The organism is Mesorhizobium ciceri biovar biserrulae (assembly GCF_001618845.1).
GTDB lineage: Bacteria > Pseudomonadota > Alphaproteobacteria > Rhizobiales > Rhizobiaceae > Mesorhizobium > Mesorhizobium ciceri.
Genome location: NZ_CP015064.1, coordinates 1,233,873 through 1,247,840, shown reverse-complemented (window position 1 = coordinate 1,247,840; position 13,968 = coordinate 1,233,873). Strand labels below are relative to the sequence as shown.

At 58.0% G+C, this 13,968-nt stretch carries 11 protein-coding genes; 4 read left to right on the top strand and 7 right to left on the bottom strand.

The features are described 5' to 3' along the window. The first annotated feature begins 34 nt into the window (after positions 1-34). Entirely contained in the window at positions 35-1,681 is a 1,647-nt protein-coding gene (locus tag A4R29_RS05485) for an MFS transporter (protein WP_063173589.1), read from the top strand. 442 nt (positions 1,682-2,123) lie between these two features. On the opposite strand, the gene A4R29_RS05480 is transcribed toward A4R29_RS05485, so the two are convergent. Together A4R29_RS05480 and A4R29_RS05475 are read right to left on the bottom strand one after the other, a co-directional pair. After that, complete coding sequence (locus A4R29_RS05480) at positions 2,124-3,410, bottom strand: type II toxin-antitoxin system HipA family toxin (RefSeq protein ID WP_063171410.1); 1,287 nt, start codon at positions 3,408-3,410, stop codon at positions 2,124-2,126. Next, entirely contained in the window at positions 3,407-3,739 is a 333-nt protein-coding gene (locus A4R29_RS05475) for a helix-turn-helix transcriptional regulator (RefSeq protein WP_063171409.1), read from the bottom strand. Before A4R29_RS05475 ends, A4R29_RS05480 begins: the two co-directional genes overlap by 4 nt. Before the next feature lie 632 nt (positions 3,740-4,371). Here A4R29_RS05475 and A4R29_RS05470 point away from each other — a divergent pair. From A4R29_RS05470 to A4R29_RS05460, 3 genes are all read left to right on the top strand, one after another. Continuing rightward, positions 4,372-5,526: a porin gene (locus tag A4R29_RS05470; RefSeq protein WP_063171408.1), complete on the top strand. Its 1,155-nt coding sequence runs from the start codon at positions 4,372-4,374 to the stop codon at positions 5,524-5,526. A gap of 934 nt (positions 5,527-6,460) precedes the next feature. Then, positions 6,461-7,213, top strand: coding sequence for a carbonic anhydrase (locus A4R29_RS05465; protein WP_063171407.1), 753 nt, complete (start codon positions 6,461-6,463; stop codon positions 7,211-7,213). Positions 7,214-7,454: 241 nt separating this feature from the next. Continuing rightward, positions 7,455-9,926, top strand: coding sequence for a two-component system VirA-like sensor kinase (locus A4R29_RS05460; RefSeq protein WP_244506910.1), 2,472 nt, complete (start codon positions 7,455-7,457; stop codon positions 9,924-9,926). Positions 9,927-10,046: 120 nt separating this feature from the next. Here A4R29_RS05460 and virB11 read toward each other — a convergent pair whose 3' ends face one another. The 5 genes from virB11 to A4R29_RS32785 are packed head-to-tail and all read right to left on the bottom strand — an operon-like array spanning position 10,047 to position 13,956. After that, entirely contained in the window at positions 10,047-11,087 is a 1,041-nt protein-coding gene (virB11, locus tag A4R29_RS05455) for a P-type DNA transfer ATPase VirB11 (RefSeq protein ID WP_063171405.1), read from the bottom strand. Further along, positions 11,071-12,213: a type IV secretion system protein VirB10 gene (gene virB10 / locus A4R29_RS05450; protein ID WP_063171404.1), complete on the bottom strand. Its 1,143-nt coding sequence runs from the start codon at positions 12,211-12,213 to the stop codon at positions 11,071-11,073. Before virB10 ends, virB11 begins: the two co-directional genes overlap by 17 nt. Further along, positions 12,210-13,091 carry a TrbG/VirB9 family P-type conjugative transfer protein gene (locus tag A4R29_RS05445; protein ID WP_063171403.1) on the bottom strand — a complete coding sequence of 294 codons (882 nt, stop codon included), beginning with the start codon at positions 13,089-13,091 and terminating at the stop codon, positions 12,210-12,212. The genes virB10 and A4R29_RS05445 overlap by 4 nt, the downstream gene beginning before the upstream one ends. Then, complete coding sequence (locus A4R29_RS05440; protein WP_027163093.1) at positions 13,088-13,801, bottom strand: type IV secretion system protein VirB8; 714 nt, start codon at positions 13,799-13,801, stop codon at positions 13,088-13,090. Before A4R29_RS05440 ends, A4R29_RS05445 begins: the two co-directional genes overlap by 4 nt. Next, positions 13,798-13,956 (bottom strand): type IV secretion system lipoprotein VirB7, encoded by a 159-nt coding sequence (locus A4R29_RS32785; RefSeq protein ID WP_082827328.1) that lies wholly within the window; start codon positions 13,954-13,956, stop codon positions 13,798-13,800. The genes A4R29_RS05440 and A4R29_RS32785 overlap by 4 nt, the downstream gene beginning before the upstream one ends. Between the last annotated feature and the right edge of the window lie 12 nt (positions 13,957-13,968).

Sequence of the window (13,968 nt, the reverse complement as noted above, 5' to 3'; positions counted from 1 at the left end):
GAATTTGAATAAGAGGCCCCTCGAAGGCATCATCATGCAGTCCGAAAACAATACCCATCTGCCTTCCTCAACAACGCTCGCTCCCTTTCGAAATCCGGTGTTTCGCTCGATCTGGACGGCTACACAAATATCCAGCCTCGGCTGGCTCGTGCAAACGGTCGCCATCAGCTGGCTGATGGCCACGATTTCCGCTTCGGATCTGATGGTTGCACTCGTGCAGGCTGCATCCACCTTGCCGGTATTTCTCCTTTCGATCCTGGCAGGAGCCATTGCCGACAACTTCAGCCGCCGATGGGTGATGTTTGCGGGACACTGCCTGATAGCCTTGGCGTCAACGACGCTGATGATTTCTGTGGGTCTGGGATTTGCCAGTCCGTGGCTAATTCTCGGATTGGGTTTCCTGGCCGGCTGCGGCTTTGCCTTGAATGATCCGGCCTGGCACGCTTCTGTCGGCGATATTCTTCACAAGCGCGACATCCCGGCTGCGGTGACGCTTATGTCTGTCGGATACAACATTGTGCGCAGCGTAGGTCCGGCTTTGGGGGGCGTGGTCTTGGCATTCCTTGGACCGCTGGCCGCTTTCGCGTTGGCAGCGCTGAGTGATCTGGCGCCACTAACCGCAATATGGCGCACTCGATGGAATGTCCGCACGTCCCCTCTCCCTCGTGAGCGCATGACGATGGCAATTCATGACGGAGTGCGCTTCACCGTAATGTCCTTGGAGATCAGGGCAGCGATTGCCCGTGCAACCCTTTTCGGCCTGGCAAGCATCTCCATCCTTGCGCTGCTCCCTTTGGTCGTCCGGGATCAGCTGAAAAGCGGACCTATCATCTACGGCATCTTGCTGGCCGGCTTTGGCATGGGGGCTTTCATCGCGGGCATGAGCAATAGCTTTCTAAGGCGGGCCACGTCTCAAAACAGGCTGGTGTCCTTCGCCTCTGTTGCTTGTGCGGCATGTTGCCTTTCGCTTGCACTCACGTCGTCGGTCCCCGTGGCGGCCGTTTCGCTGGCACTTGGCGGCGCGGGTTGGCTTATCACCTGGACTGGCATCGACGTTTCGGTGCAGCTGGCAAGCCCCAGATGGGTGGTCGGCCGCACCCTGTCGATCTACTACGCCTTGAGCGCAGGCGGGATGGCGGCTGGCAGCTGGATCTGGGGCACTGTCGCACAGAACTACTCCTTAGGCTGGGCTTTGCAGGGTGCCGCAGGCGCTCTGTTGCTGGTTGCAGCTGCGGGAATGCTGTTTCCGGTCGGTCCATGGGAGGAAACGGATCAGGAAAGTTCGGATTTTCGGCCGCCGGAGCTGGCACTCGACTTGAAGGCCAGAAGTGGACCCATAGTGGTGAAGGTGGAATATCGTATATCCGAAAAGAATATCGAGACCTTTCTGGGCTACATGCGCGCAAGGCGGCATGTTCAGAGCCGTGCCGGTGCGCGAAACTGGACACTGCAGCGAAATCTTCAAACGCCATCAATTTGGACAGAGACATTCCGCACTCCAACCTGGATGGATTTTCTTCGCCTCAATCATCGGCTCACGGCAGCGGATAAGGAAATCGGTGATCATCTCCTGTCACTGCATGATGGGGAGCGTCCGCCTCACACAGTGCTTTCCATCGAACGCACGACTGAGGCAGCTCGTACCCGTTCCCCGACACTTTTTTCTCGCCCTCCGAGATGACGTGATACAAGAGCGATCGCATCCGGCATTGGATCTGTGGCGCCAGTCGAGTTCGAGGACCGTGAAGGTCCCAGGCAGTACACGAGCTGATGCGGCCGGCGCTCTCTTGAGAATTGCCCCGCGTGTCGAGGCCGGGGAACTGCGCTCTGGTCGTTCCGCCAGGCGGCGCGAGACGGCAAGAAGCGCATGAGTCTTGAGTGGTGGTGATCGCCGGCGGCGCCCTTCGGCGGGCAGTTCAGCCAGTTATGCGGCCCGGATGGCCGGCAAGAGGATCTGACTCGCTCCAGGCAGGCGCTGGCCAGCCAGAACCGGGGGCTGTTCGAGCCCAAGCGTTTCGAATTGGCGCACGCATGGCCTCGAGCTTTCAGCGCCGGAGATGGTGGCCAGACAGAGATTTGACGCCCTTGAAGGGTGGCCCCGCGGAACGAGAACGCGTTCAGTATCATTGCTGCGCTCTTTGGGCGGCTTGCCTTTCGCGATGTTCGAACGCGTCGGTGAAGCTATCGAGTTCTTGGTGGGTCATCCCAAGCGCGCGCCCCTCCTCACGCCATGTGGCGACCGCCCTCTCGACTTCTGCGAGGATCGTCTTCGCTCGATCGGTCTTGATCCGGAAATAGGCAGTGACGGACATCAACGCGTCGATCGTCGCTTCCGGTCCGGTTTCCTCCGATACCCAGGTTTTCAGTTCTCGCACCTGCTCTGGGAACGGGTTGATGTCGAAGGCAGGCGCCAAGCGCCATTGCCCGCGATGCACATGGATAAAGCCGTGATTGTGGAGGTGGTCATCGACATTAGTGATAAGGATTGAGAAGGCGATGCGCCGCCAAAGTTCTGCTATATTGGCCGCTGGCTGGCTGCCGTGCTGACGGAGCACATCCACGAGTTCAGTATAGCTATGCTCGCCCGCGTCGCCTGACTCGGCGGCGATCATGGTGGCGGCGGAGACATACATAAGCCGATTTCCGTTTGGGGTCCGATCGAAGCGCCGGATGAGCGCGACTGGAGCGCCGTCGCTGTCGAGCAAACGTGTCTCGGCAGCCTCCACGCCGGCTTTTCTGGCCAGAATCATGGCGAGCACTTCGCCTTTTGTGACAGATCGATCATCGGCAATGCTCGGAAACTTACCGATAGCGAGGCGTCCGTCATCATCGACGACAGAGCATTTCGGACGAAGTCCCCCAAGGGACGTGCCACGTCCACGCAAATAGGCGAGATCCGCTGCCGTTTCGGTGTTCGTCTCGACGGCGTGTGTGGCCGCGAGGAGTTGACCGACTTCAATGAGCGGCGGCGTGGTGCGTCGACCCTCCTCGGTCGTTCTTTGATAACGCCCTGCTTCGTCCTTCAACCGGAGCGCACCAATGCGGCTCATGTCGTCCACTGCCAAGAGGTAATCCATAGCGTTCAGAGGCGGCGTTTCAGCGACATTCCCAGCCCGGCGCGCCTCTTGGCGACGCTTGGCGTGGTCGCGCTGGATGACACGCCGGCCCCATCCGTCCGGCTCGGTGTCGGCGATCGCGTTGTGGAACACCGATCCGTCGCCGGTCTTTCGATGGAACTGAGGGCCGGTAACGAGTGGCAGACCGGGTTCGATCGAGAAGCCTTCCGCTGCTCTCAGCCAACCTGCATCGTATTCAAAGGCAGCGCTTTCACGCGCACCCTGCTGATCATAGCGCAACGTGCCCAGTGGCGTCGCTTCCTCGCCGAGGTGAACAGCAATAGAACGTCTCATATTGCACCGGGCGGCCTACGCACCCTTACCCTTTTGGGCAAACGTTCGGCATCGAGGAGCAGGCCTTGTTCGTCGCGCTGGGGGTCGACGATCTTAGTCAGAGCCTCGTCAAAGCCCAGAACAAAAAAGGTCATGGCGTAAGCACCCATAGCAACTGTCGGGTCTCCTTTTTCGATCTTCAGATAGGTGCTCTTTGCGATGCCCAGTCGTTCCGCCATCATCATCACCGTCAGGCTGCGTTTTTTGCGGGCGAGCGCAATGTCGGTGCCCAGCTTGCCAAGCGCCCGCTTGACTCTGGGGGGCAATGTGTCGGTCACCGTCGAGCGCATCTTTGTCTCATAAAAACGACCTTAACTTATTTTAGGTCTTTTATATAAACCCAAACCTGGGATCTGTCGAGAGTAGGCCAGATAACTGTCGGTCCCAAAAGGGTATTGGCGCTGCCACCAGACGCGCCAATCTCGTGAGCATGCATCCACCCAATCCGCATTCGCCAGATAAGCTGCACAGGGTGTCAACTTTGCCCCGGAATTCGCCGCTGCAAAACGGAACGGGCCATGCTTGACTCGATTCCGGTTGCGCGCCGGAAGCACAGAGCAGCCACGCACGCTCTTTCGACCCCACCCTTCATAGCGAGCAAAGGCTGTCGGCATCGAGCGAAAGTGTCACATTCCAAACATACGAAGTTGTCCCAACGTCTGGTTCTCGTGCTCAGCCTGCGCCGACAAGAGAGCGCCACGAGCAGCAGCCGCCAATTTGAATGTCGCGGAGCCGGTTCGTCGGAATGGCACGTCGCTTGCTGCTCCGCATGGAACGCACACTGCTAGCCCACGAACAGCGGAGATAATAATGGCGATTGATTCACAAGGGCTGCCCCTCCCCTGTGCCCCTGCTCAGCGGGTATTCCGCATTCCTCAGATTGCAAAGAAGAATGCGATCCCCTTTTGAATGGAGATCCAGAATGAACGTAAGCAGCCTTCTTCCCGGCTCGGTTGCGGCCCTGATCTCCGTTTCGGTGGCTCGCGCGGCGGACGAAATTCCCGCGTCGGACCGGACCGAATACGTCCAGATCTGCGACGTCTACGGTCCGGGCTACTTCCATGTCCCCAACACCGACACCTGCCTGCGCATCGGCGGCTACATCCGATACGACGTCGGCATCGGCGGTGTCCGTTCGCATGAGGGGGCAAGAACATCCAGTGCGAGAACCGGGGAGGCTCAGGGCACCTGGCGAAACAACACGCGTTTCACGTTCAAGACTTGGACGCGCCAGGAAACCGAAATCGGACCCCTGAAGACCTATACTGAAAGCCGCCTGAACTTCGGCAACCGCAACCCTTATCCGGGTCCGGACAGCGCTCAGAACCATGCCTTCAACAGCGGCACCAAGTTGACTTCCGCCTGGATCCAGCTTGGTGGTCTCCGAGTCGGGAAGGACGAATCGGCCTTCGACACATTTATCGGATACGCCGGGAACATCCTCAATAACGCACTTGTTCCGTATGGCGACTTCGATACCAACGTGGTTCAGTACTATCTGGATTCCGCCAGTGGCTTTTCAGCTCTGGTTTCACTTGAACAAGGGGTAAGTGAGGTCGGTTCTCTCGACAGCCATGTTCCCCACGTTGTACTAGGCGTGAGACAGACGCAGGCCGGCGGCGCGATCACCGGCGTAATCGCTCGTGACAGCAACTACGACGCTTTGGCCGGCAAGGTCCGCATCGACGTCAATGTCACAGATGACCTGTCGCTATTCGGTATGTTCGGCTACGGCTCCATTGGCAATCTCAACGACGACCCAACCAACGCTGTCGCCGCTCATGGTCGCGGCTTTTACAAGAATTGGAGCGGCGATTGGGCTTTGTGGGTGGGCGCCACCTATACGCTCGACGAGAAAACGGCGTTGAATTTCCAGGTCTCCGGTGATCAGCTCCGGAACTCCGGACTGGCTGCAAACGTCGCGTATATGGCCATTCCAGGTTTCACAGTCACAGCCGAAGTCGACTATGTCCATTATGCCAAGTTCGCTGCCGTCGACCGTGCCGGCATGAATCCGATTCACGTCGGCAAAGCGGACAGCCTCGGCGGCGTACTGCGATTCCAAAGCTCATTCTAACGCAACGAATCTGAATGTCAGAGGGCCGACAGGTGGCCTCGGGATCTGACCTTGCGACGTTCAAGATGTTGTCTTGGAAGATCATGCCCCGACGTGTTGGTGGACTTCATAGCCTGCTCAGCGAGGCTCGCATAGAGCGCTCAGCACCGGGTGCGTCCATCTGTATCCCACTTGTGCTACCCCCATTGCGATGAGCTGCTCGATATCGAGAGCTTCGGCAGCACGGCAAGAACGGTAGACACCTGGACGCTCCGTCCAGGCACTCGTCAAGTTTCCTCAGTGGTTCAGGATCAGTTTTCGGCGGGCGTCGTTGCAAAATCAGTTCTATTCACCAAGAATCTTGTTCTGGTCGGGCCATCTTCAAGGGCAATTCAATTCGTGTCTGAGTCGCAGCGGACCGTGACAGCATAAGTCACTTTGCTCCGCGTTCTTGCTGCCTTGCCTAGTTCTCCGCCGCGTCATTGTCGCCGACATATGGCGGACGCTCCGATGTGGAGCCGGTGTCCTCAGCAGCACCGCAAATCGGGCATCAATGCATCCACGTCATGGATGTTCTTATCGAAGCAATCGATTTTTCTGGCTGTCCAATGATGAATATGAAGCACTTGGCGTGGTGGGCGCCGTCGGAGTCGTTGCATGGAATCGCTTGTCCAGTGCGGCCAGGGTGCCGAGGCGATCTTCGGAGGGGTCGACCATATGATCTGCGACCCAACGGCAATTGGCCGTCGTGGAGACAATGGCTTTCAAGTAGCAGGGACCATCTGCCGGGTGAAAATAACTGATCACACCGCATGTCGGCCGAGCTGAAGTCCGCGATGGTAGCGTACCGAACTGTTCGGACCGCAAAATGCGACGACGTCGCCCACATCACAGCTGCGCCTGCAGTCCCCCCGTGCCAGCGCCAAATTGACGTGTTCAGTAGGAGCCAAAGCATATGCACCGTCGTAATCTGATCAAGGGGTTCATTGTACTGGGCGCGTGTCCTATTTGCGCTGAAGCCGCGCGGACGGCCAGCACCGAATGGGGATATGCCGGCCCGGTCGGACCCGAACAATGGGGGCATCTGGACAAGAGGAATTTGGTCTGCTCGGCGGGCATGCAGCAATCGCCGGTCGATATCAAGGGCGCGGTCAAAGCGGATATTCCGCGCATTGCCATAGGCTGGCACAGGGGCGGCGGCAGGATGGTGAACAACGGCCACACCATTCAAATCAACCTGCAACAAGGCAGCACGCTCACTCGAGGGGATCGCGTCAGTGAGTTGCTACAGTTCCACTTCCATGCGCCAAGCGAGCACCACGTCGCAGGCAAGAGTTTCCCGATGGAAGCGCATTTCGTCCATAAGGACCGCGACAGCGATACTTTGGGTGTGCTGGGCGTGTTTCTGACACCAGGCGCGACAAATGCCAGTTTTGCCAGGCTTGCTGCAGCTTTTCCAGCAACGTCAGGCGATGAGGCAACGGTCGACGACGTCGATCCGAACGAGCTTCTGCCGGCTTCGCTTGGCTACTGGACATATGAAGGATCTTTGACAACACCACCATGCACGGAAAACGTCGACTGGATGGTGGCGAGGGAACCGGTTGAGGTCGACCCAGCAGACATGGAGCGATTTACCTCGCTGTATCCCCGAAACGCGCGCCCTATCCGTTCACCCAATCGGCGCTTCATCCTGGGCCTCAGCTGAGGACCCCTGAAGCCGCGAAGGGTCGAAGCACCGCCTGCGCGTTGTATTCATCTGCTTCCACGCAACGATGTGCTCCGCATCGCGGGGGTCCTTTGGACGCTCATTCTCGTTCTGGAAGTGACCGAAAACCAAGTTTGGCGACGGTGTTGAACCGTCCTCGTAAGGGTGAGAGGTAGGCGTGGCTTTCCTATTCCAGCAGCATCCGGCCGCATACCGAACGCCTGGCGAGCTGGACTTCAGGTTGGACCTTCGCAAGGCGTGCACCGCGGATCAAACGCCGTTTCCTTGGGAAACACGGCTCAGCTCCGACAAAGCAATTGTAATCGCCCTAGCCGCCTCGGTTGCGCTCTTGGTCGGGACGCAGGGGCAGCCCCCGCAGATCAACGATGCGATCCTAAGTCAACTGCGACCGATTCAGATCAACGATGCATTGCTCCGGCGCGACGTCGCCCGCGCTCGGACGGATATGGCATTGGACTCCCGGTCGGTTGCTTCTGCCGGACAGGCATTGCAAAGGAATCGTGAAAACTTGCAACGCTCTCCCGGGGTTTCGCCCGATGAGAGCTCTGGGCAAGCCAGATTGCGCGCGCAGCTCATAAACTCGATCGAAGACAAGGAGGCTGCCGTCTCAGCCTTGGTCAAGCAAGATCAGCTTTTGCAAAACTGTCTCGCTGATCTCGCTCGCTCGCTTGGTCGCCTTGGGGGGGCACCGTCACGCAGGGTTGTACTTTCCAAGCTGATCGCGAGTTCGGCCGAACCGGGGCTCGCCCTCGCATCACAGATGGATCAGCCTCCCGACCGATTTGCTCCGAGCCAGGCCCGGGCTGCCGCGGATGTTGTAGGCAAGGCCGGCGCTGCCGCGTCTTCATTGTGGAGGTGGGACCAAGCTGCCAATCAGATCGCATCCCTCGACACATCCTCCAAGGCCGCCGAACTGGAGCGAGAGCATTTGAAAGGCTACGCTTTGGCCAGCGCGCAAGCGCAGCGTACGCGATTTTTCCTTGGCTTGCTGTCCATATGCCTCTGCATGTTTGCGATCCTTCGGTCCTCCAGGCAGCATCTGCGGATGAACCGGCTGAAAAGGCGGTTGGAGCTTGAAGAGGCAATGCGTGAGATCGAATCTCGCTTCAACGATAGTAAGGCAAAGAATGCCTCGGCGCGCCTTTCCACCGAAGCAGCGCTTAGACTCGTTCAACGCGTTTTCGATTCGCATCAATGCGCGCTCGCTCTGGTGGATCCGAGTCTCAGCAGGCAGACCGAGTGCTTTGTGGCGAACACGTGCATACCCGTCTGGAACCTCTCGCTTATTGATGAAGTCGTTTCACTTGTCCGCGCCGGACGACCAGTGTTTCACGTTGTTCCGGCGGCTGAAATCGTTCGGATCGCACCAGGCACGACCGGCTTTTGTCAAATTGTAGCTTGCAGGGCCTCCGATCAGCAGGCTGTGGTTTGCATCCTTGTTTTTGAACGAGATCGCTCACTCCCCTCAGCAGACGACCTGCGAGTTCTTGCCAGTGCCATTGTGCGTTTGAGCAACCATCTTGAAATGCAACGTGTAAATGACGAACGCGACATTCTGGTGAGTCGATGGGAGCATGTGGAAAGGCTGAGGACTGTCGGCACGATTGCAAGCGGCGCCACACATGAGTTCAACAATATTTTAGGCGCAATAATCGGATATTCAGAAATTGCCCAAAGTCTGGTGCGTCGCCCCTCTCGAATTCGGAACCACATCGACCAAATCATCTTAGCTGGCCACCGAGCCAAGCTGATCGTTGACCAGATCTTGTCCCTCAGCCGAAACCGAAAGCGCGTGCCAGTGCCTTTCAATGTCTCCGAAATTGTTATGGATCTTGCGCCATTGCTGCGGCTTACAGTTCGTGCGGATGTTCAGTTGAACTTCAAGATCAACGAGTGGCAAACGGTGATCGAGGGCAGCCCAACCGAAATACAGCAGATCCTCATGAATCTGTGCAAGAACGCGTCGGAAGCTGTCTTGAAGGAGGGCCGTGTCGAGGTTAGCGTTTCTCGCGCCCAGGTGTGCCAAACAAGGCCGCTGGCTCAGGGAACCTTGAGACCTGGAGATTACGTTCTCCTCTCCATCAGCGACGATGGCACAGGAATCGCAAGTTCGATCCTTCCGCATGTCTTTGAGCCCTTTTTTACCACGCGCTCTCGCGTCGGCGGGACCGGGCTGGGTCTTGCCGCGGTGGACAGGCACGTGAGCGCGCTCGCAGGCTGCCTTGACGTCACCTCGGCTGTTGGCCGAGGGACGCGCTTTGATATCTACTTACCGGCCTGCGAGGAGGAGCCAGTCAACGCTGACATCGCTTTCGGCCCATACGACGGATCACCTGGCAACGGAGAAATCGTTGCAGTCGTGGAGCCCGATTCAGCAGAGTTGGAGATCTACAAGAACAAGGTCGCCGCGCTGGGCTACAAGCCAGTCGGCTTCGCGACCTTCCAAAATCTTTGCGGCTGGATCGAGAGCGGGAAGGCAGCTGACCTGCTGATCTTGGGTAAAATGCCTTTCCTCCAGCGGGAACAGGCAGAGTCCGCATGCCCCACCCTCATGACGGTGCCTGTCATAGTCGTCGGTGAAATTGACCCCATGCCCGTCACATCGGCTAATCCGGCTTTCGTCCTGTGGCTAGCGAAGCCGGTCTCGTCCCGGACAATGGAGCATGCGGTTCGTACGATGATGATGACATGATGCCGCCGACACGCTCGGGCTATCCAAGCATTCCGAGAAAGCCCGTCAAAAGACATCGAAGCAGAACAAAATGACGCGTCACGTTCACCAACTTATCGATCCCCAGAAGTTGTTCCAGCCTTAGTGCTTGTCGAGAAGGTCGGCCACTGTCTCTCCCCGTCGCCGGGCATCGGCGGCGAGCCATACCTCTCCCACCTCATACACGTCGCCTTGGGTACGGAACGGTACGATGACGTCAATAGCAGCCGAGAGCATGTCAAGAAGCGTGCGGTCTTCCACAGCGGCTCCTTGCGCGCTGCTCTTGACGAGTGAAAAGAGCTTTTTGAAACCTTGTACTGGATCAGCCCCATGAATCGTTGATATCGATCCCGCATGGCCGGAAACGACTTCGCTAAGGTAGGCCCAAGCGGCATCATCGCGCATCTCGCCAAGCAAAATCCGATCGGGGCGCATGCGCAAGCTGGCTTGCAACAGTTGCTCGGCCGTCACCGCACCTGCGCCTGCTCGGTCCTTCGGATAGAGTAGCCGGACATGGTTCTCGTGCGGGATTGCAAGTTCGAGCGTGTCCTCGATACTGATCAACCTCTCTTGCGGGGGTATAGCGTCGATCAAAGTCTTGCTCATTGTCGTTTTGCCGCTTCCAGTAGCTCCGCAAAGCAGCATGGTGAGCCGCCCGCAGACGCAGGCTCGCAAAAATTGCTCCAAGTCACCATGGTCGTAGTGCTGTAGAATCGTTTCGTCCTGCCGCTCTTGGCGCTCTTTTCGTGAGCGCCATTGATTCCAACGCGAGTATTCGTAGCGAGAAGAAACTTCCTTGAGTTCGCTAACACGACTTGAGGGACGCCGTATCGTCAGGCTTATTGTTCCTGAGGGTACAGCGGGTGGCAAACAGATCTGCAGCCGCTCTCCGTTCGGCAACTCAGTCGCACATAGGGGGCTTTGAGGTCCGACATCTTGCTTGCGCAGCGCTCCAGCGAGGATCGCGATGTCCTCAAGATCGTCATAAGACAGTGGCAGCGGGTGTTTCGTGAAAACGCCGGCCTGTCGGACAAAGGCTTCCCCAGGTCGGTTGATCGCGACCTCTTCGGTTGTTGGCTCCTCAAGCCATTTCAGAACGGGCTCGAGAAGCAACCGCAATTGAGGATCAGCCTCCGATTGCATTGTTGTCTCTCCGGCGTCCACGATGTTGGGGGGGTGGCGCCACGGCAGTCGCTCTAAGATCGTATACATCCGAGAAGTCGAGGTCCCGAGCCACAAAGATGGATACGGCATCTCCCTGGTTTTTCTTCAGGGTGGGGGGAAGGTTGATCGTCGCTCTCAATGTCGTCTCGACGGCTTGTCCACCATTGCTTTGGAAGCTGTTGATGCCGCTTCCTCCGCCAGAGCTGGCCGCATATTGACCAGCCGCCTGAAACGCGCCTTGGATCACGCTCATGAGAATCGCGCCGCCAAAGCGTTCCCGGAAATGATTGTCCACCGTGCCAGGCATTCCGGAGCGGCCGAGCTCGTCAGCGCCCGGCGATGCTATCGAAACGAGGGCATGGTCAGGTGTTTCGATGCGCGTCCACAGCACGAAGACACGCGCATCCCCCTGCTGGAGACCGCGCTGGATCTCGCCAATCACGGTCGTCCCGCGATCCAAGAGCACGACATTGTTGGTGGCGCCGCGGACGGCTTTGGGTAAGACGCACTTCACATACCCGGGTAGATTTGTGTCGACCGCCGTTTGCAAAATGCAGGGAATGATCGTTCCTTGAGTAATCACGAGATCAGGGTGCGGCAAAAGTGTGGCCCGGCTCGGCTCCTGTATGTCTGGCTTCAATCGGCCTGACAGATCGCCACCGTTTGAAATCTCATCCGCGGTCGCCGGAGCATCCTTATGCTTGTCTTCGCTCCGCTGATCGTCATTGGGCATTTGACCGCTGCCACTGTAGGCGAAAATTGGTGTTTCCTCCGGTGGCGTTTCAGCTGGCGCCGTTTGGGGCGGCGTGGATGGCGCAGGATCTGCCGCCTGCGCCGCCTGTACGGGTGCTGGAGGTTCAGGAGCAATCTCGATCGGCACGGGGCGGAATGGCTCGGCGTTGTCGACAATTGGCGGTTTTGGCTGAGGTGGCTCGTCTTGTGTGCTGGAACGACCTCCGAGCCAGATGAGCGATAAAGACGAGATGAGAACAAGAGCAGCGACGGCCAACTTCTGCGATCCCGAAACATGCCGGCGGGCCGGCTCCGAGACCAGCGATCCGGATGCATGGACATCATGTCCCGCCTGTGGGCCGGTTTCATTCATCGTCCCGAGCCTTTCAAAACGCGCCACACGTTGGGTGTCACCGTACCGGTCCCTGGCGCTCGTCCCACAGGGTCATAAGCCCTGTTGAAAATGGACAAGACCGTGTTGCCATCTCTCAGACGCCATTCCCGAGCGACTGCGGATACTTCAACATAGTCGCCTTTGACCGTGTAATTGGCAGCGGCTTCCTTGCCGTCGGGATTGATAACGTAGAGGGAAGGTATGCGGGAATTGCTTGCGAAGCCAAATACGGTCGTAAAGCCGTTATCGAAAACTTCCAGCGGCGCCAGCGATCGATCGCCCTTTGCGACGTAATGAAAATTGCCTTCGTCCCGACTGGCAGTTGCGGCGGGGCGATTCAACAAATCCTGAACTCTCTCGTCTTGCAGCACTTTCGCCCGGGCCTGGCCAAGAAACGAGCGTCTTTCTGCTTCCTTTCTCTGAGCAGCAGCCTCATCACCTGGATAGGTGAACTGGACACTGTAGTATAGGTCTGGTTGCTTCTCATCAAGTTTGGGCATCGGCTTGGTTGAAATACTGAAGACGTATCTGCGTGTACCGGACTCGCTCTCGGCCAGCACGATGACCGGCTGTGGCGACAGCATCCGGCTAGCCTTGAAAAAGAGATAGTTGGCGCGCGGGAGCGCAGCCAGGTCTTTGCTATTGGAAACGGCCACGGCTGCGACAGTCTCGTTGGCCGCGAATGTGACAACCAGCGTTGCCCCCACTGCAGTCGACAGGCGCACCACTTCGTCGGGGCGGTAGGCCAGGTAGCGCATCCGCGCATCGTGCTTGCCGGCAAGTGGCGTGTCTTCCGCGCACGCTCCCATCGTTAGGAAGAGTGAACAGGCCAGGGCGAGAAATGCTCTTTTTGTCATGGCTGCACGTTGCCCAGGTTCGATACGGTATCTTCCGAGGCTTGATAGGACGTGACGAGTAGACCGCCCGGATTGGTGAGCCTCGATTGCCCCGGCAGAGCCGTCAGGCGCTCGTAGCGGATGGTAGCTGTCCAGGTGGTAACTATCGGCGTCTGCCCATCGATAACAAGCATACGTTTGTATCGGATCTGCTGAACGTCGGGACTGAGGTCGTTTGAGGAGATATGCCCGACTTCGAGCTTGCCGCGCTTGCCGACCGTGACTTGCGGCGAGGTGGGATTGGGATAGTTGAAGAAATCTTGATATTGCTGTTGCACGGTCGGTGCGCTGAAACTGGACACGAGGTCATAGGCGTATTGGGCTGTATCTGCTGTGTAGCCCTCACGCAGGCGTACATATTCCCATAGCGAAGCATTTATGACGGCTCGGTCTTGGGTTGCGGGCAGTCGAGAGATTGACACTTCGCTGTCTACGGTCCCGTCCGGCCGTACCCAGAGGAACACAGGTACGAGCTTGGCCAACGGGACCATGGCAGCGATGGTAAATGCCTGGGCAACATTTCCGAGGACCGCCGCTGCCGCAAAGGCTATAAGGGCCTTTGACAAGCGCCGCGCAGACTTCGCTCGTGAAGTTTGAAACGCTTCCACCTTCTTGTAGTGAGCGGCTAGCGTTTCTCTCTCCACCAGAAGGGCATGTTCAGGAAATTTCACTTGGGCTCTTCCGTACACTCAACCTGAAGATCCTCAGGTGTGGTTTCCCATTGTCCCGCGTTCAGCTGGAATGGCGTACCCGTACAGGTCGCAAGCCGATCGGTTGTCTTGCAGGCCGCCAAAGCGAGGATTGACAACAGTAGATAGCGTTTCATGTTTTTGACACC

What these genes read in the sequence shown, in the direction of transcription:
- A4R29_RS05470 (WP_063171408.1), top strand. Translation starts at nt 4,372, where the DNA reads ATGAACGTAAGCAGCCTTCTTCCCGGCTCGGTTGCGGCCCTGATCTCC.
- A4R29_RS05445 (WP_063171403.1), bottom strand. Translation starts at nt 13,091, where the DNA reads ATGACAAAAAGAGCATTTCTCGCCCTGGCCTGTTCACTCTTCCTAACG.
- A4R29_RS05480 (WP_063171410.1), bottom strand. Translation starts at nt 3,410, where the DNA reads ATGAGACGTTCTATTGCTGTTCACCTCGGCGAGGAAGCGACGCCACTG.
- A4R29_RS05485 (WP_063173589.1), top strand. Translation starts at nt 35, where the DNA reads ATGCAGTCCGAAAACAATACCCATCTGCCTTCCTCAACAACGCTCGCT.
- virB11 (WP_063171405.1), bottom strand. Translation starts at nt 11,087, where the DNA reads ATGCAATCGGAGGCTGATCCTCAATTGCGGTTGCTTCTCGAGCCCGTT.
- A4R29_RS32785 (WP_082827328.1), bottom strand. Translation starts at nt 13,956, where the DNA reads ATGAAACGCTATCTACTGTTGTCAATCCTCGCTTTGGCGGCCTGCAAG.
- A4R29_RS05465 (WP_063171407.1), top strand. Translation starts at nt 6,461, where the DNA reads ATGCACCGTCGTAATCTGATCAAGGGGTTCATTGTACTGGGCGCGTGT.
- A4R29_RS05475 (WP_063171409.1), bottom strand. Translation starts at nt 3,739, where the DNA reads ATGCGCTCGACGGTGACCGACACATTGCCCCCCAGAGTCAAGCGGGCG.
- virB10 (WP_063171404.1), bottom strand. Translation starts at nt 12,213, where the DNA reads ATGAATGAAACCGGCCCACAGGCGGGACATGATGTCCATGCATCCGGA.